The organism is Streptomyces sp. NPDC107559, assembly GCF_055657365.1.
On record NZ_JBVKBD010000005.1, the window covers coordinates 326,950 to 348,445 of the forward strand.

The 21,496-nt window shown below is 72.4% G+C and carries 18 protein-coding genes and 1 riboswitch; of the genes, 9 read left to right on the forward strand and 9 right to left on the reverse strand.

Annotated elements, in window-relative coordinates:
• Positions 1–72: 72 nt before the first annotated feature.
• Together ACZ7OY_RS18610 and ACZ7OY_RS18615 are read left to right on the forward strand one after the other, a co-directional pair.
• Entirely contained in the window at positions 73–1,710 is a 1,638-nt protein-coding gene (locus ACZ7OY_RS18610; protein ID WP_471912329.1) for a succinic semialdehyde dehydrogenase, read from the forward strand.
• 79 nt (positions 1,711–1,789) lie between these two features.
• On the forward strand, positions 1,790–3,625 hold the full coding sequence (locus tag ACZ7OY_RS18615; protein ID WP_471912330.1) for a GMC family oxidoreductase N-terminal domain-containing protein: 1,836 nt from the start codon (positions 1,790–1,792) through the stop codon (positions 3,623–3,625).
• A gap of 237 nt (positions 3,626–3,862) precedes the next feature.
• Here ACZ7OY_RS18615 and ACZ7OY_RS18620 read toward each other — a convergent pair whose 3' ends face one another.
• Complete coding sequence (locus ACZ7OY_RS18620; protein WP_471912331.1) at positions 3,863–4,975, reverse strand: LPXTG cell wall anchor domain-containing protein; 1,113 nt, start codon at positions 4,973–4,975, stop codon at positions 3,863–3,865.
• 846 nt (positions 4,976–5,821) lie between these two features.
• On the reverse strand, positions 5,822–6,121 hold the full coding sequence (locus ACZ7OY_RS18625; RefSeq protein WP_351605835.1) for a chorismate mutase: 300 nt from the start codon (positions 6,119–6,121) through the stop codon (positions 5,822–5,824).
• 372 nt (positions 6,122–6,493) lie between these two features.
• Here ACZ7OY_RS18625 and guaA point away from each other — a divergent pair, with 372 nt between their 5' ends.
• On the forward strand, positions 6,494–8,074 hold the full coding sequence (guaA, locus tag ACZ7OY_RS18630; RefSeq protein ID WP_471912332.1) for a glutamine-hydrolyzing GMP synthase: 1,581 nt from the start codon (positions 6,494–6,496) through the stop codon (positions 8,072–8,074).
• A gap of 18 nt (positions 8,075–8,092) precedes the next feature.
• Here the strand turns inward: guaA and ACZ7OY_RS18635 are convergent, their stop codons facing one another.
• Positions 8,093–8,560, reverse strand: a complete 468-nt coding sequence (locus tag ACZ7OY_RS18635) for a pyridoxamine 5'-phosphate oxidase family protein (RefSeq protein WP_471912333.1) — start codon at positions 8,558–8,560, stop codon at positions 8,093–8,095.
• Between the two features lie 194 nt (positions 8,561–8,754).
• On the opposite strand from ACZ7OY_RS18635, the gene ACZ7OY_RS18640 reads away from it, so the two are divergent.
• The 3 genes from ACZ7OY_RS18640 to ACZ7OY_RS18650 all read left to right on the forward strand — a co-directional run bounded on the left by ACZ7OY_RS18640 (position 8,755) and on the right by ACZ7OY_RS18650 (position 11,886).
• Entirely contained in the window at positions 8,755–9,546 is a 792-nt protein-coding gene (locus tag ACZ7OY_RS18640; RefSeq protein WP_471912334.1) for a class II aldolase/adducin family protein, read from the forward strand.
• 211 nt (positions 9,547–9,757) lie between these two features.
• On the forward strand, positions 9,758–11,035 hold the full coding sequence (locus ACZ7OY_RS18645) for a hypothetical protein (protein ID WP_471912335.1): 1,278 nt from the start codon (positions 9,758–9,760) through the stop codon (positions 11,033–11,035).
• A 326-nt stretch (positions 11,036–11,361) separates the two neighbouring features.
• Positions 11,362–11,886: a DoxX family protein gene (locus tag ACZ7OY_RS18650; RefSeq protein ID WP_471912336.1), complete on the forward strand. Its 525-nt coding sequence runs from the start codon at positions 11,362–11,364 to the stop codon at positions 11,884–11,886.
• 142 nt (positions 11,887–12,028) lie between these two features.
• On the opposite strand, the gene ACZ7OY_RS18655 is transcribed toward ACZ7OY_RS18650, so the two are convergent.
• Together ACZ7OY_RS18655 and ACZ7OY_RS18660 are read right to left on the reverse strand one after the other, a co-directional pair.
• Positions 12,029–12,271 (reverse strand): hypothetical protein, encoded by a 243-nt coding sequence (locus ACZ7OY_RS18655; RefSeq protein ID WP_471912337.1) that lies wholly within the window; start codon positions 12,269–12,271, stop codon positions 12,029–12,031.
• Positions 12,258–13,640, reverse strand: a complete 1,383-nt coding sequence (locus ACZ7OY_RS18660) for a PspC domain-containing protein (protein ID WP_471912338.1) — start codon at positions 13,638–13,640, stop codon at positions 12,258–12,260. Before ACZ7OY_RS18660 ends, ACZ7OY_RS18655 begins: the two co-directional genes overlap by 14 nt.
• A gap of 316 nt (positions 13,641–13,956) precedes the next feature.
• Between ACZ7OY_RS18660 and ACZ7OY_RS18665 the strand changes: the two genes are divergently transcribed.
• Positions 13,957–15,249, forward strand: coding sequence for an ATP-binding protein (locus ACZ7OY_RS18665; protein ID WP_471912339.1), 1,293 nt, complete (start codon positions 13,957–13,959; stop codon positions 15,247–15,249).
• On the forward strand, positions 15,246–15,959 hold the full coding sequence (locus tag ACZ7OY_RS18670; protein ID WP_351605812.1) for a response regulator transcription factor: 714 nt from the start codon (positions 15,246–15,248) through the stop codon (positions 15,957–15,959). Before ACZ7OY_RS18665 ends, ACZ7OY_RS18670 begins: the two co-directional genes overlap by 4 nt.
• A gap of 43 nt (positions 15,960–16,002) precedes the next feature.
• Here ACZ7OY_RS18670 and ACZ7OY_RS18675 read toward each other — a convergent pair whose 3' ends face one another.
• Together ACZ7OY_RS18675 and ACZ7OY_RS18680 are read right to left on the reverse strand one after the other, a co-directional pair.
• Positions 16,003–16,635, reverse strand: a complete 633-nt coding sequence (locus ACZ7OY_RS18675) for a hypothetical protein (RefSeq protein WP_471912340.1) — start codon at positions 16,633–16,635, stop codon at positions 16,003–16,005.
• Positions 16,636–16,860: 225 nt separating this feature from the next.
• Complete coding sequence (locus ACZ7OY_RS18680) at positions 16,861–17,931, reverse strand: C40 family peptidase (RefSeq protein ID WP_471912341.1); 1,071 nt, start codon at positions 17,929–17,931, stop codon at positions 16,861–16,863.
• Positions 17,932–18,415: 484 nt separating this feature from the next.
• On the opposite strand from ACZ7OY_RS18680, the gene ACZ7OY_RS18685 reads away from it, so the two are divergent.
• Positions 18,416–18,769 (forward strand): hypothetical protein, encoded by a 354-nt coding sequence (locus ACZ7OY_RS18685; RefSeq protein WP_351605804.1) that lies wholly within the window; start codon positions 18,416–18,418, stop codon positions 18,767–18,769.
• Here ACZ7OY_RS18685 and ACZ7OY_RS18690 read toward each other — a convergent pair.
• Both ACZ7OY_RS18690 and ACZ7OY_RS18695 read right to left on the reverse strand, forming a co-directional pair.
• Entirely contained in the window at positions 18,747–19,742 is a 996-nt protein-coding gene (locus ACZ7OY_RS18690) for an SLAC1 family transporter (protein WP_471912342.1), read from the reverse strand. The genes ACZ7OY_RS18685 and ACZ7OY_RS18690 overlap by 23 nt on opposite strands.
• Before the next feature lie 146 nt (positions 19,743–19,888).
• Positions 19,889–21,076 carry a C40 family peptidase gene (locus ACZ7OY_RS18695; protein WP_471912343.1) on the reverse strand — a complete coding sequence of 396 codons (1,188 nt, stop codon included), beginning with the start codon at positions 21,074–21,076 and terminating at the stop codon, positions 19,889–19,891.
• 8 nt (positions 21,077–21,084) lie between these two features.
• A riboswitch (cyclic di-AMP (ydaO/yuaA leader) is annotated at positions 21,085–21,255 on the reverse strand.
• Positions 21,256–21,496: the final 241 nt, after the last annotated feature.

Consider the following 21,496-nt stretch of genomic DNA (forward strand, 5'->3'; position numbering starts at 1 on the left):
CATGTGTGTACTCGGTGAATCCCGATTACCGACGGGTACCCAAAGCCTCCGCACCGGAATACCCTGCGGCTCATGACGGACTCGCAGGCCCCGGAGAAGACCGGTACGGGCACTCCCGGACAGACCGGCACCAACCCACTCGCCCCCGCTCCCGCGGGCGCCCGTACCGCTGCCGACGTGGTCACCCCCGAGCTGGTCGCCCAGCTGACCAAGGGCGTGGTCGGCTCGGGCCGGACCGCCAACCACACGCCGTTCACCGGCGAGAAGCTGGCCGATCTGCCCGAGTCCACGCCCGAGGACGTCCGCCGGGCCTTCGAGGCGGCGCGTGCCGCCCAGGCCGTCTGGGAGAAGACCCCCGTACGGCAGCGGGCCGCCGTCCTGCTCCGCTTCCACGACCTCGTCCTCGCCCGCCAGGCCGAGGTGCTGGACCTGATCCAGCTGGAGACCGGCAAGGCCCGGCTGCACGCCCACGAGGAGGTGCAGGCCGTCGCCGTCGCCGCCCGCCACTACGGCCGCAAGGCGCCGGCCTATCTGCGGCCCAAGCGGCACGCGGGCGCCATGCCCACCCTCACCAGGGTCACCGAGCTGCGCCACCCGCGTGGTGTCGTCGGCCAGATCGCGCCCTGGAACTACCCGCTCGAACTGTCCGTCGGCGACGCGCTGCCGGCCTTCGTCGCGGGCAACGCCGTCGTGATGAAGCCGGACACCGAGACCTGCCTGACCGCCCTGTGGGCCCGTGACCTGCTCATCGAGGCCGGGCTGCCCGCCGACGTCTTCCAGGTCGTCCTCGGCGACGGACCGGTGGTCGGCCCCGAGGTCGTCAAGCACGCCGACTACGTCTCCTTCACCGGCTCCACCCGCACCGGCCGCGAGGTCGCCCAGGGCGCCGCCGCCCGGCTGGTGGGCGTCTCCCTGGAACTCGGCGGCAAGAACGCCATGCTGGTGCTGGAGGACGCCGACATCGAGAAGGCGGCCGCGGGCGCCGTCCGCGCCTGCTTCTCCTCCGCCGGCCAGCTCTGCATCTCCATCGAGCGGCTGTACGTCCACGAGTCGATCGCGGACGCCTTCCTGGAGCGCTTCGCCGCCCGCACCCGGGCCATGCGCCTGGGCACCTCCCTCGCCTACGGCGCCGACATGGGCTCGCTGGTCGGCGAGCGCCAGCTGGAGACCGTGAAGCGGCATGTGGAGGAGGCCGTCGCCAAGGGCGCCAAGGTCGTCGCGGGCGGGGTCGCCCGCCCGGACATCGGCCCCTTCTTCTTCGAGCCGACCATCCTCGACGGCGTCGAGGCCCCGATGTCGGTGTGCACGGAGGAGACCTTCGGCCCGGTCGTCTCGATCTACCGCTACACGTCCGACGACGAGGCGGTCGAGCACGCCAACTCCACGCCGTACGGCCTGAACTCGTCGGTCTGGACGAAGGACGGCCGGCGCGGCCGGGCGGTCGCCGCGCGCCTGCGCACCGGCACGGTCAACGTCAACGAGGGGTACGCCCCCGCCTACGGCAGCGTCCAGTCGCCCATGGGCGGCATGAAGGACTCCGGCCTCGGCCGCCGCCACGGCTCCGAGGGCATCCTCAAGTACACCGAGGCCCAGACGGTCGCCCAGCAGCGACTGCTGCCGATGGCGCCCGCGCTGGGGATGAGCGACGAGAAGTACGCGGAGTTCATGAGCCGAAGCCTGAAGGTCATGAAGGCGTTCCGCTTCCGCTAGCCCCGCCGCCCGCCGCCCGCCGCCCGCAGCCGGACGTCCGCGCCCGCCGCACACCGGCCGTTCTCAACGAGGAGAGCACGTGTCACAGGAGAGCTCTGTCCCCACCCAGGACGACGACGACTCCGGCCACGACTACGACGTCATCGTCGTCGGCTCCGGCTTCGGCGGCTCCGTCACCGCCCTGCGCCTGACCGAGAAGGGCTACCGCGTCGGCGTCCTGGAGGCCGGCCGCCGCTTCACCCGTGAGTCCCTGCCCAGGAACTCCTGGGACCTGAAGAACTACCTGTGGGCCCCCAGGCTCGGCATGTACGGCATCCAGCGCATCCATCTGCTCGGCAATGTGATGGTGCTGGCGGGCGCGGGGGTCGGCGGCGGCTCCCTCAACTACGCCAACACCCTCTACGTCCCGCCGAAGCCCTTCTTCGACGATCCGCAGTGGCGTGACATCACCGACTGGCAGCAGGAGCTGGAGCCGTACTACGACCAGGCCCGGCGCATGCTCGGCGTACGGCTGAACCCGACGATGACCCCCTCCGACGTGCACCTCAAGGCGGCGGCGCAGCGGATGGGCGTGGGCGACACCTTCCACATGGCGCCGGTCGGGGTGTTCTTCGGGGACGGCCAGGACGCCGACGGCGAGGCCAAGGCCGAGCCCGGCACGCAGGTGGCGGACCCCTACTTCGGCGGCGCGGGCCCGGCGCGCCGCGCCTGCACCGAGTGCGGCGAGTGCATGACGGGCTGCCGGCACGGCGCGAAGAACACCCTCAACGAGAACTACCTGTACCTCGCCGAGAAGGCGGGCGCGGACGTACACCCGATGACCACCGTCATGTCGGTGACGGACGACTCGCGGGGCGGCTACGCGGTCGCCACGCTCCCCACGGGCCGGAGGAAGAAGGGCGAGGGCCGCGTCTTCACGGCCCGCCGGGTCGTCCTCGCCGCCGGTACCTACGGCACCCAGACACTGCTGCACCGGATGAAGGCGGGCCGGCAGCTGCCGTACCTCTCGGACCGGCTCGGCGATCTGACCCGCACCAACTCCGAGGCGTTGGTGGGCGCCCAGACCGACAATCGGCGCTACCGCCGGGTGACCGGCGAGCCGAAGGTCGACTTCACCCGCGGGGTCGCCATCACGTCCTCGGTCCACCCCGACGAGAACACCCACATCGAGCCGGTCCGCTACGGCAAGGGCTCCAACTCGATGGGCAGCCTGTCGATCCTCCAGGTCCCCTACGCGGAGGGCTCCTCCCGGCTGGCGGCCTGGCTGGCGAACGCCGCCCGGCACCCCGTGCTGGTGCTGCGCTCCCTGTCCAACCGGCACTGGTCGGAGCGGACCATCATCGGCCTGGTGATGCAGTCCCTGGACAACTCCCTGACGACGTATCTGAAGCCGGACGGCGTCGGCAAGGGGCTGCTCACCGCACGGCAGGGCCACGGAGCCCCCAATCCCAAGCAGATCAGGGCCGCGTCCGAGGCCGCGTCGGCCGTCGCCGCCGAGATCAACGGCTTCCCGGGCTCGAACGTGGGCGAGCTGATGGGTACCCCGCTCACCGCCCACTTCCTCGGCGGCTGCCCGATCGGCGCCACCCGCGAGACCGGCGTCATCGACCCCTACCACCGCCTCTACGGCCACCCCGGCATCTCGGTCGTCGACGGCGCCGCGGTCTCGGCGAACCTGGGGGTGAACCCGTCCCTGACGATCACCGCGCAGGCCGAGCGGGCGATGTCGTACTGGCCCAACAAGGGCGAGGCTGATCCGCGTCCCGCGCAGGGAGCGGCGTACGAACGTCTGCGTCCGGTCGAGCCGAAGTCGCCGGTGGTCCCGGCGGAGGCGTTCGGCGCGCTGCGGCTGCCGTTCCTGGGGATGCCCTCGATGCCCCCGAAGCCGGCGGAGCGGTCGACGACGGAGAAGTGACCGGCAGCGGCGAGTGACCGGCAGCGGCGAGTGACCGGCAGCGGCGAAGGGCCGGCAGCGGCGAAGGGCCGGAAGCGGCGAAGGGCCGGAAACGGCGAAGGGCCGGAAACGGAGAGGGGCCGGAAACGGAGAGGGACCCGAGCCCCCCTCCGAGCCCAGGTCCCTCTCCGCTGCCGGCAGCCCGCGGTCACGCCCGAGGCGTCACCCGGTCCCGCCGTACGTCTCTTTCGGCGTGTCTCACGCCTGCGCGTCGGCCTTGCGGCGGCGCACCATGAACAGCGCACCCGCACCGGCCACCACGGCGACTCCGCCGACCAGGCCGATCGCCGGCAGGGCGGAGCTGGAGCCGGTCGAGGCGAGCGTGCCCGTGGCCGGGATCTCGGCGGCACCGCCCTGCGGCTGCTTGCCGCCGGCCGGCGGCTTCGTGTCCTTGCCCGGCTTGGCGTCGCCCGGGTTCTCGTTGCTGCTGCCGGGCTTGAGCACGGTGAACTCGTAGACCGAGAAGGCGTTGTGCACACAGTTCTTCTCGGAGTCGAGGTATCCGCCGAAGCCCACGGTGAAGCCGTCACCGGCCGGTGCCTTGGCCGTGATGTTCACGCGCAGCTTGATGTCGACGGTCTGCTTGGGGCCGAGCTCCGTCTCGCCGAAGTAGGCGCCGTCGCCGATCTCGTCGGCGACCGACTCCCAGACCTTCGTCTGCGGGTTGTAGTACTCGATCTTGGCGTAGTCGCTCAGCCAGTCGCCCTCGTCGTCGCTCATCGCGTCGTTGTCGATGTACGTGAACCACTGCACCGTGCCGAGGGACTTGTCGCTGTGGTTGGCGGCGACGAGCTTGAAGTTGTGCCAGCCGCTGCCCGCGACGATCTTGCCGGGCAGGCCGGACACGTCCAGGCTGAGCTGGGAGTCGGCGTCGACGCCGTCCTCGTCGACCGGGCAGGACTCCGGCTCGTCGGTGGGCTCGGACGACTCGGTCGAGCCGCCGCTCGGGGTGGAGCCCTTGCCGTCGGTGGTGTCGCCGGAGTCGGGCGCCTCGTCGGTTCCGGTGCCGGTCCCCGCCTCGGTGCCGGTTCCCGCCTCGCTTCCGGTGCCTGCCTCGGAGCCCGTGCCCGCGCCGTTCTCCGTGCCCGTGCCGTCTTCTGCGCCGGTGCCGCTCGTCTCCGTGGCCGTCGACGTGGCCGTGGAGGTGTCGGCCCCGGCGTCGGGCTGCTGGCCGTCCGCCGGGCTGCTCGCGGAGGTCGGGGGCGTGGCGGGGGTGTTGTCGTCGGCGAACGCCATGGGAGCCGAGAGCAGCGCGAGCGGTGCTATGACCGCGGTCGCTGCCGCGGTGGCCAGAGCCCGGCGAATCTTCATGAAGACCTCGGTAAGTCCGGTGAGCTGCGACATCGTGGCCGCGGGACACGGTGGTGGGAGGCCTCCGCGTAGGGGGAGCGGGTGGCCCGTGAGTCGCATGGTTTGATCACCGGCACCGGTGAATGGTTGTACGTCATTCACAGACTTTTTACAGTTGCGATCTGACCGCTCTGTTTCGGACATGGCGAAGGGGCGCGCGGGACATGGTGAAGGGGTGTCCCGGAGTACGGCGAAGGGTCCCGGAGTACGGCGAAGGGTCCCGGAGTACGGCGAAGGGCCCCGGAGTACGGCGAAGGGCCCCGCGGGACGGAGCCGCGGGGCCCTTCTTCCGTCAGCACCGACGTCAGGGCAGCGCCGGTGCCTGGGAGCGGCGCCGGGGGGTTGCGCCGCTTGTCCTGCGCTGCCCTTGAGTCGCCCCGGGTCGGCGCCTCGGCGCGCGGAGGGCGCGGGGGAGGCGTACGGGTGGTCTCGACCTTTGGCGGTCGGACAGCGCAATGCAATGCGGTTGTGTACGGCGGGATGTGGGGCTTTCTACGAATCGTGCTGGATGGATGCGGCCTCCGCAACCGTTTGACCCAGCATTGTGCATTTTTGCAGTTTCCCGCCGGTCGGCCCCGAGCGTCCCCGGAGCCGACCGTTCCCTTGGGTGACCGGGCTGCTGTCCCCTGCCGTCCGGCCACTTCCCCGGAGCGAGGTCCCACGACGCACGGCACGATCCGCACGCCTCATCGCTCCGGCAAGCCACGCGTGGTCTTTCGGGCCCGCCCCTGGCTGACACGGACATCCTGACCAACGAAGCGGCGCTCGCGCCGGTCACGCGCCGTACGGGTGAGAGCGGGCCCGAACTCAGATGCGACCCCGGCACAGCTCCAGGAGCAGCATCGCGACGGACGTACCGGGCTTGCCCAGTGCCTCCCGGTAGTGGCTGAGCACCTCCATCTCGCGGGCGAGGTTCACGCGGCGGCCGCCGGACGCGATCCGGGCCTCCTGGATGACGGCCGAGACGGCCATCCGTTCCTGGACGAGACCGATGATCCGGTCGTCGAGGGTGTCGATGCGCTCACGGGCGCCGGTGATCACGTCGGCTGCCTCGTCGGTGCGGGCGCCGGTCCTGTCGAGTACGTCGGCCATGGTGGGGCTCCTCATCGGGTCGGTTGCGGCGAGGTGCCCCGGAGCGGCAGGACCCGGAAAAGCGCAGACGCCCCGGGCCTTGTCGGCCCGGGGCGCCTGGGAAGTCGCTTGTCAGTTGCTCAAGCAGCACGACCATGGCAGCCGGTGGGCCGGTTGCCATAGGTAAACAGGTAGGTCGTCTGCGTAAGCATGCGGCCAGTATGCACGTGGCGACGGCGCGCGTCCATGTCGGGTCCGTCACCGCCACGGCCCGCGCCCACGCTGGGTCGGTCACCGCCAGGAGCCCGCATCCACGCCGGGTCCGTCACCGGCACGGGCGGCCGTCCGCGCCCACCCCGGTAGAATCGGTACCACAGACCCCTTGCCCAGCCCGCCGGAAGGCAACCCGTGTCATCAGCGAGTCCCGCCGCCGCCGCTCCCGACACCGTTCTGGTCGTCGACTTCGGCGCGCAGTATGCCCAGCTCATCGCCCGTCGAGTCCGCGAGGCGCGGGTCTACAGCGAGATCGTGCCGAGCACCATGCCGGTCGCGGAGATGCTCGCGAAGAACCCGGCGGCGATCATCCTCTCCGGCGGCCCCTCGTCCGTGTACGAGGAGGGCGCCCCCCGCCTCGACCGCGAGCTGTTCGAGGCCGGCGTCCCCGTCTTCGGCATGTGCTACGGCTTCCAGCTGATGGCCGAGGTCCTCGGCGGCACCGTCGACAACACCGGCGCCCGCGAGTACGGCCGTACCGATCTGCACGTCTCCAAGTCGGGCTCGACCCTCTTCGAGGGCACCCCGGACGAGCAGCACGTATGGATGTCGCACGGCGACGCCTGCTCCGCCGCCCCCGAGGGCTTCACCGTCACGGCGTCCACCGACGTCGTCCCGGTCGCCGCCTTCGAGAACGACGAGAAGAAGCTCTACGGCGTCCAGTACCACCCCGAGGTCATGCACTCCACGCACGGCCAGCTGGTGCTGGAACACTTCCTCTACCGCGGCGCGGGCCTCACCCCCTCCTGGACCACGGGCAACGTGATCGAGGAGCAGGTCGCCCTCATCCGCGAGCAGGTCGGCGACAAGCGCGCCATCTGCGGCCTGTCCGGCGGTGTGGACTCCGCGGTCGCCGCGGCGCTCGTCGCGCGCGCCATCGGTGACCAGCTGACCTGCGTGTACGTCGACCATGGTCTGATGCGCAAGGGCGAGACCGAGCAGGTCGAGAAGGACTTCGTCGCCGCGACCGGCGTCAAGCTGGTCGTCGTCGACGCCGAGGAACGCTTCCTCACCGCGCTGAAGGGCGTCTCCGACCCGGAGGAGAAGCGGAAGATCATCGGCCGCGAGTTCATCCGCGTCTTCGAGCAGGCGCAGGCCGAGATCATCGCGGACGCGGGCCCGGCCGTGGAGTTCCTCGTCCAGGGCACGCTCTACCCGGACGTCGTCGAGTCCGGCGGCGGCACCGGCACGGCGAACATCAAGTCCCACCACAACGTCGGCGGCCTCCCCGAGGACCTGGAGTTCCAGCTCGTCGAGCCGCTGCGCAAGCTCTTCAAGGACGAGGTCCGGATGGTCGGCCAGGAGCTCGGGCTCCCGGAGGAGATCGTCCAGCGCCAGCCGTTCCCCGGCCCCGGCCTCGGTATCCGGATCGTCGGCGAGGTCACCAAGGACCGTCTCGACCTGCTCCGCGAGGCCGACGCCATCGCCCGCGAGGAACTGACGGCGGCCGGCCTCGACCGCGAGATCTGGCAGTGCCCGGTGGTCCTGCTCGCGGACGTCCGCAGCGTCGGCGTCCAGGGCGACGGTCGCACCTACGGTCACCCGATCGTGCTGCGCCCGGTGTCCTCCGAGGACGCGATGACCGCCGACTGGTCGCGCCTGCCGTACGAGGTCCTCGCCAAGATCTCCACCCGTATCACCAACGAGGTCCGCGACGTCAACCGCGTCGTCCTCGACGTGACCTCGAAGCCCCCGGGCACCATCGAGTGGGAGTAGTCCTCCCGTAGGTGAACGTCAGGTCCGCTTGAGCGTCCGCACCGGCGCTCCGGGCCGCCAGACCTGGACGACCAGATACGTGTCGTCCTCGACGTGGGTCCGTACGACCTCCGTCAGCTCGGTGCGGAAGAGGTGGAACGGCTGCGGCGGTTCCACCTCTTTCACGTACGCGCCCTTCGTCACCGGGTCGTCCACCTCGACCGCCCGTCCGCTGATCCGCACGTCGCCGCCGCCCATCCCGGTGCCGTCCCCGGGGTTCGCCTGGAGCGTGAAACGCGGGTCGCGGCGCAGGTCGAGCGCCTTGAGGGAGCCCGGCATCATGCCGAACCACAGTTCGCCGGCCAGGAAGCGCACCTCCAGGCCGCTGGTGCGCGGGGAGCCGTCCCGGCGCAGCGTCGCGAGGACGTGATGGGTGAAGGCGCCGAACCGTTCCTCGACGGTTCTGGCGAGCTCGGGTTCGGTCGTGGAGAAGTCTGCCCAGGTCATACGGACCAGTCTTGCGCCTATACCGGACATCTGCTGTCGGGTATAGGGGGAGTCGGCGGCCGGGGCCGAGGACCGGGTCCGTGCCGGGGCACGCGATTTTCTGTGGCGCGCGTCATCTTTGCATAACATCCCTGTTTTCCTGCGCTGACCGACGGTAACTTCCGCCCGGTAAGAAACTCAGTGCTGGAGGACCTATGCACGGGACCCCGCCCCTGCCCCTGCCCACCGACCAGTTGCGGTTCGCGATGCCGCCGATGCACGACGTGCCCGAGGACGAGCGCAGGCATCGCAAGGAGCGGCTGGCCGGCGCGCTGCGGGTGTTCGGGCGGCTCGGCTTCGAGGACGGCGTCTCCGGGCACATCACCGCGCGCGACCCCGAGTTCAGCGACTGCTTCTGGGTCAACCCGTTCGGCATGCCGTTCAAGCACGTCACGGTCAGCGACCTGGTGCTGGTCAACCGGGACGGGCAGGTGATCGAGGGCCGCTACCACGTGAACCAGGCGGCGTTCACCGTGCACTCCCAGGTCCACGCGGCCCGTCCCGACGTCGTCGCCGTCGCCCACTGCCACTCGGTGCACGGCCGCGCCCTGTCGGCGCTCGGCGACCTCCTGGACCCGATCACCCAGGAGAGCTGCGCCTTTTACGAAGATCATGCCCTTTACGACGCCTACACCGGTGTCGCCGTCGACGCCGAGGAGGGCCGGCGCATCGCTGATGCGCTCGACTCGCGCAAGGCGCTCATCCTGCGCAACCACGGCCTGCTGACCGTCGGCGACTCGGTGGACGCGGCCGCCTGGTGGTTCCTGTCGCTGGAGCGGTCCTGCCAGGTGCAGCTGATGGCGAAGGCGGCGGGCCGTCCGGTGCTCATCGACCACAAGATGGCGGCGGCCACCCGGGAACAGCTCGGCGGCGACCTGGTGGCATGGATCAACTATCAGCCGATGTGGCAGGACATCAGCCGGAGCGAACCCGACCTGCTGAGCTGAGCGCCCACCGGGTTCCGGCCGGGGCGCCGGGGCCGTCGTCGCCCCGCCCGTCCTGCCCGGACCTGCCGAATGCGCGCCATGTGCCGTAGGGCACAATTCGCTGTCGTCGCACCGGAGTTGTCCGGGGGTGCGAAAGCGGTGTCCGGGCGCTGCGCAGAGCCGCCGGTCCGGTTGGTCATGGTCGTGGTTGCGGGAAGGCAGGGCGTCGGGCGTGGCGGTGCAGGAGGCTGGACAGAGCGCGGAAACGGGCGCGCACGCGGGCGGCTGCACCTGCGGCGACTGCCCGCACGGGGCCCGCGAGGGACATCGGCGTGCGGTCGCCGCGTTCCTGCTGAAACGGGACGGGTTCGCCGCCGGGCAGGGGCTGCCGGCGGCAGTGGCGCACTCGGCCTCGGCCTCCCGCCAGTGGGTGTCGGAGGAGCTGGCGCAGTCCGCCGAGGCCGTCGCCGAACGCGGCCGGGCCGAGGGCGGGGCCTGGCTGGCCCGGCTGTGGCGGCACACCGTCGGCACCACGTGGGCCGTGGTCGTCGCCCTGCTGCTGGCCCAGGCGCTGACGGCGATCGGCGCGGGCTGGACGACCGCCCGCACGGCGGGGCTGCTGGCGGCGCTGGTGGTGGCCGGCGCCCTGACCGCGGCGTCGTGGTTCCACCGGACGCGGGGCGGCGCGCTGGCCCCCGTCATCGGCGACGACAACCGCCTGTCGACCTCGCGCGCGGTCGCGGCCGCCTGGGTGCTCTTCGTGGCCTACGCCGTGCTCGTGCTGGTGGGCCGGCTGGCCGCCGCCTCCGACCACGCCGAGCGGGACGCGCTGATCTCCGGCTTCGAACTGGCCCGCGGGGCGGGTGTGGTCACCGTGCTCGCGGTGGTGTGCGGGATCGCCGTCCTGGTGCGGCGGGTGGTCGGGCTGCGGGTGCTGGGGCAGAAGCTCCAGAAGGTGCGCGCCCACCGTCCCCGCGCGGCCGACCTGCTCACCGACGACGACGGACGCGGCACGTTCGCCGACATCCAGTACGTCGTGATCAGCACGGTCGCCCTGCTGTTCGGCGCGGTCCGGCTGGCCCGCCGTCCGGACCAGCTGCCCGACCTGCCGTGGGGGCTGGCCGTGGTGGTCCTGGTGTCGGCGGCGACCTACCTGGCGGGCAAGTACGCCGAGGGCGGCCGCCCGGTGATCCTCTCCGTCGTACGGGCCCGGGAGGCCGGAGACCTCGACGCCCCCATCCGCACGGGCGACGACATCGAGATCCGCGGGGCCGGCTTCGTGCCGCCGGGCGCACAGGGCGCGGACCGGCTGTCCCGGATGGTCGTCCGCATCGGCCCGGTGCACGTCCATGTGCCCCTGGTCCCGGTCACCGGCGGCTTCAGCAACCCCACGGACGTCCTGCTGACCGTGCCGGTCCCGGCGGACGTGGAACCGGGGCGGGTGGCGGTGCAGGTCGTCACCGCGACCGGAGTGGAGACCAACCGCTACGAGATCGACGTGACGGACTGACGCCCCGGCCGGCCGCCGGGCCCGGGGCGGCCGGGGAGACCGCGCCGGCCCTCGGAGTGGCCGGGGGACCGTGCCGGTCACGGTGTGCCGCCGGAGGGAGCGTGCCGGTCACGGTGTGCCGCCGGAGGGAGCGTGCCGGTCACGGTGTGCCGCCGGAGGGAGCGTGCCGGTCACGGTGTGCCGCCGGAGGGACCGTGCCGGTCACGGTGTGCTGCCGGGGGCGGGAATCGGAAAATCGACGCTGCCGGGGGGTGAGCCGCAGGCCCCTTCCGTACGTATGGTCTGTCCAGGGGCCATGTCACCGCGGCGAGAGGCGGCTACGAGCGATGACTCACGGCATGCGTACGGACACGCACTCCTCCTATCTCAACGGCGGCGGTTCCTTGCGGGACACCGCAAGCCGCTACGCCCTGCTTCCACTCCGGATCTTTCTCGGCGTCACCTTCGTCTACGCAGGGCTCGACCACCTCACCGACAGCGCCTTCATGAAGGCCTCCGGCGCGGGGTCGATCGGCGAGACGATGCGTGCCGTCCGCGACTCCTCGGCCATCCCGGCCCTGGTCGACCTGGCCCTGAAGAGCCCGGTCGGCTTCGGCTACGCCATCGCCCTCGGTGAACTCGCCGTCGGTATCGGCACCCTGATCGGGCTGCTGTCACGCCTCGCCGCACTCGGCGGTGCGCTGATCTCCCTCAGTCTCTGGCTGACCGTGAGCTGGTCCACCGACCCCTACTACTTCGGCAACGATCTTCCGTATCTGATGGCCTGGCTGCCCCTGATCCTCGCGGGCGCCCCGGTGTTCTCCCTGGACGCCCTTCTGCGCGCACGGCGACGGCGCGGCAGTTACGCGTAGCCGGTGGCGGGGCGCCGGTCGCTTCCCCCGGCCACCGGCGCCCCACCCCGATCGGAGCCCAATCAGGCCGCAGCCCAATCAGGCCGCAGCCCGGTCAGGCCGCAGCCCGGTCAGGCCGCAGCCCGGTCAGACCGGATCCCGGTCAGACCGGAGTCCGCTGCCGTGCCCCCGCGTCGGGCCCGTGGTCCCGGCGCCTGCGCAGCCGTATCCCCTTGGCCATGATCCCCGCGGCACCCGCCAGACAGAGACCGCCCACCACCATCGGGATCACCGCGAACCACGGGGTGTGCCAGAGCCCGCCCGCGTCACCGGCGAACACCACCCCCGCGAGGCCCAGGAAGAACCCGGCGACCAGCCTCCCCGGCTGGAACTCATGACGCGGCACGAGCCACCTCCACCTGTCCCGCGCCGACCTGGAGATCCAGATCGAGCGTGCCGGCCCGCGTGCCGCCCGAGACGGGCGGCAGGGTCACCTGCTTGTGCTTGCCCGGTTCCACGTCCACGTCCTTCGCCTCGTCGCCCGGCAACTGGATGTCACCCAGCCCGACGTCGATGCTCAGCCGGACCGTCGCCTCCGGCGGCACGACCACCAGCAGCCGGCCCACCCCCACACTGGCCTCGGTGGACACCGTGGTGCCCTGGGCCGGCTCCAGCCGGGACAGGTCCAGCGTCCCGACGCCGTTGCCCAGGTCGTACTTCGGCGCGACGTCCGCCATCTCGGCGGGCCGCCAGGTCGTGTGCGTCCAGTGCGCGTCGATGTCCGCGGGGAGCGCGGCCGCGGCCGCGAGCAGGGCGGCCGTGACGATCGCCAGGAACAGCGACCCCGCCCCGGTGCGGCCCAGCAGCGAACTGACCGCGATGCCCACCCCGAAGACGACGAGCGCGCAGGCGAGCCCCATCTGGAGGCTGGTGCCGAACGGATGGTCCTGCCGGGTCAGACCGCTGCCGAGACCTCCCGCGAGCAGCGCGAGCAGGAAGATCCGGCCGCCGATCCAGCGCGGCCCGCGCGGCCCGGTCCGCGGAGTGCTCGTCCCGTCCTGGCCGCGCACGCCGCTGCCGAGGCCGACGTCGACGGTCACGGCGGACTCGCGACGGCGCGAGTCCGCGGGTCCCCACAGATAGCCCGTGCCGCCGACATGCGTCCCGTCCTTGACGATCGGGTCGCGCCACCAGGAGGGGTAGGACGCGGGCACCGGTGGCGCCTGGGCCTCCGGCGGAGCGTCGGCCACGGCCTGCGCGGCCAGCGGGTCGGGGTCGGGGGCGCCGCGGCGCTGCGACCAGTACCCCGCGCCGGCGAGGAGGAAGGACAGGACGACGGCGAAGGCGAGCACCCCGCCGTTGTTCAGCATCGACAGGAAGATCCCGCAGCCGACCAGCGCGAACAGCACGGCGGTCAGCGCCTGGCCGTCGACCCGGCCGGTCAGGAGCTTGCGGACCTCGTTCTCGTCCTCGTCCTCGTACGGGACGAACAGCCAGGCGAAGCCGTAGAAGATCAGGCCGACGCCGCCGGTCGCGGCGAGCACCGCGAGCGTGATCCGGAAGATCACCGGGTCCATGTCGAAGTGCCGCCCGAGCCCGGAGCACACCCCGGCGAGCGTCTTGTACCGCCGGTCGCGCCGGAATCCGTGCGGAGCCGCGGGCGGCCGGCCGCCCTTGTCCCGGCCGGTCCCGCTCCCGGTCCGGCCGGCTCCCGCGGTCCCGCCGGTCCCGTCGGCCGACGTCCCGTCCTCGGTCCTGCCCGTCGCGTCGGCCATCACCGCCTCCTCCGCCACGCTCGTCCTCTCGCCTGCTCCCGCCCGCCTGGCCGCGCGCGCTTCCTCACCAGCGGCGGCCGGGTCGGCGTGTTGCCCGGCGAGGCGTCCTCGTCGGGCACGGCGTCCGCGGCAGGCGGGTGATCGGTCATGGGTCCATGGTGACGGCCGGGCCACCGTGACGGCAGCCGGGACGACCCTGGCCGGACCCTGATATTTCGGCTTCCCCGGGGTGCACGCCGAACCCGGCGGAGATCAGGGGAGTCTCGGGGCTCCACCCTGATGCCCCGGCCTCGCCGTCCGTGTGACCATCGGTGGCATGCCGGACGTCGTCACAGAGCCTCTCGCCGAACCACGGCCCCCGCGCAAGCTCTACCGCAGCAGCGACGGACGCTGGCTCGGCGGTGTGGCGCGGGGGCTCGCCGGGCATCTCGGGCTGCCCGTGATCTGGGTGCGGCTCGTCTTCGTCGGCCTGTTCATGGCGGACGGCCTCGGCGCCCTGCTGTACGCCGCGTTCTGGTTCTTCGTCCCGCTCGGCGTCGGCGGTGTGGGCGGCCAGAGACCCCCGTCCCTGGTCAGCGCCGAGACCTCGCCCGACGGCCGGCGCAGACTCGTCGCGCGCAAGCCCGACAAGGGGCAGATCGTCGCCCTGCTGCTCATGGTCGTCGTGGCCATGGTCTTCGTCAGCAGTGTGAACCTGGGCAACGGCGCCAAGGCGTACCTCCTGCCGGCCGTCCTGGTCGGCGCGGGCGTCGCCCTCGTCTGGCGCCAGGCGGACAACGCCCGGCGGGCCCGCTGGGTCGAGGTCGGGCGCCGCAAGCGCACCCTGTCCCTGCTGCGCGCGGTGGGCGGTGTCCTGCTGGTCACCGCGGGTGTCTCCGGCATCTTCGTGCTCCAGGGCTCCGCGGCCCATCTCGGCTCGGTGCTCCAGGCGGCCCTCGCGGTCCTCGTCGGCATCACCCTCCTCGCCGGGCCCTATCTGGTCCGGATGACCCAGGACCTCTCCGAGGAGCGCCTGATGCGCATCCGCGCCCAGGAGCGCGCGGAGGTCGCCGCCCACGTCCACGACTCGGTGCTGCACACCCTGACCCTGATCCAGCGCAACGCGGAGAACGCGAACGAGGTGCGCAGGCTCGCCCGCGCCCAGGAACGCGATCTGCGCACCTGGCTGTACAAGCCGGAGGGCACCGGCAAGGACGAGGCCGACGAGCCGGCCACCCTCGCCGACGCGGTGCGGCGCAACGCCGCCGAGGTCGAGGACAAGCACGGCGTCCCCATCGAGGTCGTGGTCGTCGGCGACTGCCCGCTCGACGAGCGGACCGGCGCACAGATGCAGGCCGCGCGGGAAGCAATGGTGAACGCCGCCAAGTACGGTGGCGACGGCGGCGCCGTGCAGGTCTACGCGGAGGTCGAGGGGAGGTCGGTCTTCGTGTCCGTCCGGGACCGCGGTCCCGGTTTCGACCTCGACTCGATACCCGCCGACCGCATGGGCGTCAGGGAATCGATCATCGGCCGCATGGAGCGGCACGGCGGCACGGCCCGGCTGCGGGCGGTGCCGGACGGCGGCACGGAGGTCGAACTGGAGATGGAGAGGGCGGAGAAGACGTCATGAGCGAGCCGACCGAGACGAACGGCACGGCGGGCACGGCGGGCGGGGCCGGGCGTCATGTGCGCGTGGTCCTCGTCGACGACCACCGGATGTTCCGTACCGGGGTGCAGGCCGAGATCGGACGGACCGACGAGACCGGTGTCGAGGTCGTCGGGGAGGCCGCGGACGTCGACCAGGCGGTCACGGTCATCACCGCGACCCGGCCCGAGGTGGTCCTGCTCGACGTCCACCTCCCGGGCGGCGGCGGTGTCGAGGTGCTGCGCCGCTGCGCCCCGCTGATGGCCGACGCCGAGCGGCCGGTGCGCTTTCTCGCGCTGTCCGTCTCGGACGCGGCGGAGGACGTGATCGGTGTCATCCGCGGCGGCGCGCGGGGCTATGTGACGAAGACGATCACCGGCACCGACCTGGTCGACTCCGTCTTCCGGGTCCAGGAAGGCGACGCGGTCTTCTCCCCGCGCCTGGCCGGGTTCGTCCTCGACGCCTTCGCCTCCACCGACGCCCCGCCGGTCGACGAGGACCTCGACCGACTCACCCAGCGCGAGCGGGAGGTGCTGCGGCTGATCGCCCGCGGGTACGCCTACAAGGAGATCGCCAAGCAGCTGTTCATCTCGGTCAAGACCGTCGAGTCGCATGTCTCGGCGGTACTGCGCAAGCTCCAGCTCTCCAACCGGCACGAGCTGACGCGGTGGGCGACGGCGCGCCGACTGGTGTGAGCGCCGGGCGCCGGGCCCGAGAGCATGTGGCCCCCCAGGGGCTCTAGCGGTGCCCCGGCGCCGGTGCCGGGCCCAGCGCCCGAAGCGCCCACCGGTAGTGCCGTACCGCCTTCACCACGCCGATCAGGCCCGTCAGCCACAGGATCGTGCCGATGCCCATGCGCAGGGCGACATCGCCGTAGGCCGAGCGGCCGGGCTCCGCGCCCGCCGCGGTCGCGAGCGACGCCCACAGTCCCGTGGCGCCGATCACCGAGGACGACAGCAGCCAGAACAGGCTGAGGCCGGGGGAGCGCAGCCGGGCGTCCGTCTGCGGGTGGCTGTCCAGGGCCAGCCAGGCGTCGAGGAGCCCGCTCAGCTGGCGGTCCCGGCGGATGGCGAGGAAGACGGCGACGACCGGCGGGGTGAGGGCGGCCAGGCCGAGGAGCACGAAGAGGGGAGCGAGGACAAGGCCCGTCGCGTCCGCCTCCTGCCGCTGCTGGAGTGGCAGCACCAGCAGCGACCAGCCGATGACCGCCGCGAGCGCCAGCAGCCACAGCAGCAGGACCCGGTGCACCCCGAGACTGTGCCCCCGCAGTTCCTCCAGCGCCCGCCACCGGTCGGCCAGCAGCGCCCCGCGGTCCGGCCAGGTCCGGTCGTGGGGCGGCGGTGGGGGAGGCGGCAGCATGGACCCGGGCATCGGGACCCTCTCGGACGGCGCCTGGACGACGGCGCGACGGCGGACGGTGTACGGGCGGCTGCACACTGCCGCTCCGCGCGCCGACGCTACCGTGCGGTGGTGCACTTGATCGTTCAGGCGCCGCCCGGCCCGGTCTCTTTCCGGCCGTCCCCGCGCGGTTCCTGACCGCCTCCGGGCGCGCCGGGCGCTTCGTGTCCGTCCCTCGTGGCCCGTCCGCCGGGGCCCTCACACGACCCGGGTCGCCCCCGCGAACGGCATCTCGTCGATGGGCGCGAGCCGCACCGGCGCCGAGGGGTTGGGGGCGTGGATCATCTGGCCGTCGCCGACGTAGATGCCGACGTGGGTGATGCCCGAGTAGAAGAACACCAGGTCGCCCGGGAGCAGTTCGGAGCGGGAGATCCGTCGGCCCGCACCGATCTGGGTGTACGTCGTGCGGGGCAGCGAGACTCCGGCGGCGCGGTACGCGGCCTGGGCGAGCCCCGAGCAGTCGAAGGCGTCCGGTCCCGTGGCGCCCCACACATAGGGGCTGCCGAGCTTGGAGTAGGCGTAGGCGACGGCGTCCGCCGCCCGGGAGTCCGGGGCCGCGGACGTGGCGGCGCCCGGCGCCTGGAGGCCGACGCGGCCGGCCGCCGTCCCCCGCGAGGCCCGGGCCGTGGTGGCGCCGGCGCCGAGCGCCTGCGCACGCTCGGCGGCCGGCAGCCGGGCCAGCAGCTGCCGTGCCGCGGCCAGCTTCCCGGTGATCGTCCGCTTCTCGCGCCGCAGTTCCGCCTGCCGTGCCTCGAGCGAGGTCAGCTGGAGGCGGGCGGCCCCGCGCAGCTGCTCGATCTCGCGCAGCTCCCCGCGGACCCGGGCGACGGCGCCCGCCTGCCGGTCGCCCGCCCGTTCGGCGAAGGCGGCGCCTTCGAGGTACCGGTCGGGGTCGTCGGAGAGCGCGAGTTGCAGCGCGGGATCCATGCCGCCGGCGCGGTACTGGGCGGCGGCTATCGAACCCAGGGCGTCCCGCGCCGAGTTGAGCCGGTCCTCGCGGCGGGCCGCCTCGTCCCGCAGGGTCTCCAGGCGTTTCTCGGCGGCCTGTGCCTTCTCGTGCGCGCCGTCGTACTTCTGGGTGGCGGCCTCGGCCTCCTGGTACAGCTTGTCCACCTTGGCCCTGACCTGCCCCGGCGTCAGATTCGGCTCGGCGTGACCGGTCCCGTCGAAGACGGTCGCGGTCGCCGCGCCCGCGAGGGCGAGCGTGGCGGCGGTACGGACCGTATTGCCGCTGAGCGAGCGCGGACGGGGTTTTCGGTGCGCTGCCACGTGGCCTTGCACGTCCTTTCGTACGACCGCCTGTCCCGGGCCGGCCGCCGGGCGGACGCACGGCCGCCAGGGGAGCGGAGGTACGGCCGCCCGGGGGCGGTCCACGCGTCCGGCGGCGGCCACACACAGGGGGAGCGGGCCGCCGCCGGACTTTCTCGGCGGTGGTGGCCGACTGCCGCCCCTGGTCCGGACGGCGGTGGGGAGCCGGTCACCTGGGGGAGGACGCTAAGCCCGTTTATGTCGGGTGGATAACGCCATGTACGGAACTGTCGCGATCGGATCGAATGGCGCCCCCTGGTGACCATGATTGGCATCGGGAGTCGTCGACTTCACGCAGTGTGATGACCGATGGCAGGATTTCCGGCCGCGAGCGGGTTACGCGGTGCTATGGCGCGCATATATGCAGCTGTCACCGAGGCGTGCGGGCGGGGCGGGGCGGGGCGGTGTCCGACGGTACGGGCGCCTCTGGTTAGGCTCCGGCCTCATGGACGTACTCATCCATCTCTTCGTCGGCCTGCACATCATCGGCATCGCCGCGCTCCTCGGCGGCTTCCTCACCCAGATGAAGGCGATGGGCCGCGGCACCGCCCGCTTCGTCCCCGCGATGCTGCACGGCGCGGCGACGATGCTGGTCACCGGTGTGATCCTGGTCGGCCTCAACCAGGCCGACGACCACCCGGTCAACAACATCAAGATCGGCGTGAAACTGGCCCTGCTGATCGTGATCCTCGGTCTCGTCTACGTGAAGCGGGACGAGGAGACGGTCGACAAGAACCTGTTCGGCCTGGTGGGCCTGCTGACCACGGCGAACATCTTCATCGCGGTGCTGTGGACCTGACGTCGGCTCGGGCGGCCGCCGAGACCGCCCGCACGGCCGCCACGGCGACGGCGGCCCACACCGCCACCGCGACCCACAGCAGCACCTCACCGAGCCCCTTCAGCCACGGCACACCGAGCGCCGAGGAGACGGCCGACGCCGCTGCCGCCGACATCCCCATCGGGAACACGGTCGACCAGCGCAGGACGTCGTAGCGCAGCCGCGGCCACCGCAGCTCGGCCGTCAGCAGACAGGCGTAACAGCACAGGTCGAGGACGAGCAGGCCGACGGTCATGACGCGCAGGACGCCACGGTCGTCGTCGTTCCACAGATACAGGCGCGCGCTGTCGGCGGCGAGCAACTGCGCCCCGGCCAGCGCGGAGATGGCGAGCGCCCCGCCGGCCACCCAGTGGTCGCCGGCGCCCTCGACCGTCTGGCGCGGGTCGAAGCGGGCCAGCGCCAGGACGTAGAGCACCAGCCCCAGCCAGAACAGCACCAGCGCCGTATGCGCGAGCCAGGCCGTCGACAGGGCCGCGGCGAGGGTCGCCGCCTGCACCGCGAGCCCCTGGGTGGCCACGCACACGAGGAACACCGCCCCCGGCATCCGGTGCCCCCAGTGCCGCAGAACCACGACGAGCAGCCCCGGCCACAGCACGGCGGCCAGCGCCAGCAGCGCCTCGGCCAGGGTCTGCCACCCCAGCAGCGAGAAACGGGTGCCGAGCACGGTGGTCGCGGCGACCGCGGTGAGCGCCGCCGGCGTGCCCGCCCGGCGCACCCATGCCTCCCGCTCCCACAGCAGCTGGACGGCGAAGCCCGCCGCCAGGGCCAGCCAGGCGGCGCAGGCCGGCACCAGGGCGATCCGGGACAGCACCTCGTACCCCGTCTGCTCCAGTCCGACCGACAGGATGCCGGTCGCCAGCACCACGGCTCCGGTGGCCGGCTCACGCAACGCCCACCGGGCGCGGAGCGGTGGGGTACGGGGGGTGGAGGGCATGCGGTCGATGCTAAGGAGCGCCGCGCGCGGCGCGAGCGGGGCACGCGCGCGGGCGCCCGGAATCACCCGTGGTCGCAGGCGGCTCCGCCCGCTCCCCGGCACCCGCGTGGGGGTGCCGGAGGGCGGACGGGTGCCGGGGCCGGGCGTCAGGCCGGGCGGACCACGCTGTGGATCCCGGACTCGCCGTCGTAGTAGATCGACTCCTCGCGGACGTACGCGCCGGGCTTGGGGGCGTGGATCATCATGCCGTCGCCGATGTAGATGCCGACGTGGCTGACGTCGTCGTAGAAGAAGACCAGGTCACCCGGGCGGGCGTCGGCGAGGGAGACGGTGGTGCCGGCGTTCACCTGGTCGTAGGTGGTGCGCGGCAGGGTGACGCCGGCGGCCTTCCAGGCGGCCTGGGTGAGGCCGGAGCAGTCGTAGGAGCCGGGGCCCGTCGCGCCCCAGACGTACGGCTTGCCGATCTGCGCGCGGGCGAAGGCGAGCGCCTTCTCGGCCCGGGTGCCGACCGTGGAGTCCGCGGACGAGGAGGACGAGGTCGAGGAGGACGAGGTCGAGGAGGAAGAGCCGGACGAGGACGACGAGCCCGATGCCGCGCTCTCCTTCGCCGCCGCAGCGGCCGCTGCCGCCTGCTGCTTCGCCAGCTCCGCCGCCTTGCGCGCGGCCGCCTCCTGCTTCTGCTTCTCGATCGCGGCCAGCCGGGCCTTCTCCTCGGCCGTCAGCTGGGACAGCAGCACGCGCGCGGCGGCGAGCTTCTTCTGGACGGTCGCCTTGGCGGTCTGGAGGTCGTTCTGGGCGTCGGTGAGCGTGTCGAGGCTCTCGGTGGCCTCGCGGCGCTCCTTCATCGTCGCGGCCTGCTCGGTGACGTAGTCGTCGACCGCGCCCTTCTGCCGCGAGGTCAGCCGGCCCATGAGCTGGGCCTGGTCGAAGTAGTCCTGGGGCGAGTCCGCGAGCAGGAAGGTCGCGGTGTCCGGCGCGGTGGCACCGGTCCGGTACTGCGCCGCGGCGAAGGAACCGAGTTCCTCGCGCGCCTCGTTGAGCTTCTGGGTGCGCTGGGCGACGTTGTCGAGCAGGGTGTCGACGTGCTTGCGCTGCTTGGTGGTCTTTTCCTTGGCCGCGTTGTAGTTCTCGGTCGCCGACTCGGCCTGGCGGTACAGGTCGTCGACTTTCTTCTCGACCTCTTCCAGGCTCGGCCGGCCGTCGTCGGCCGAGGGGGCGGCGTGGGCCGTCTGGGACAACAGGGCGATCGAGGTGAGGGCCGCCGTGGCCAGGGCGGGGGTCCGTATGCCTGCTGCGCGCGTGCCTGCGGGACGCGACTTGCGGTGCGACGCCAAGAGAGGCGACTCCTTCCACACTCCGCCTACCGGGTTAGCTGTCGGGTTCGGGCGGATGATCGGAAGGTTTGCCCTACGGCCTGCCCCCGACGGGGATGCGGGCCGATTCACCCCGGTTCTCGGTTGGGTCCCCGGCTCCGGTTGCCCTGCGGGCGTTCCGGACTCGGCGGAGGCCGCGCGGCCCGGCGACGATCGCCGGTGGGGGTCGTGCGGCCCGCCCGGCACGCTAGCCAACTCCTGTGGCCCTTGTGAAGGTTGATGGGCGATATGCCCGATACATTTTCGTGACCTGGGCCCCGGCTGTGACGGGGTGCGGTCGATCCGGCATGGATGCTCAGGCTTGTTGGTGTTCGGACACGTTTTCCGGCTTTGTCGCACCGTGGCGCCCGGGTCGCCGAGGGTGAGGGGGACCCTCCCCGG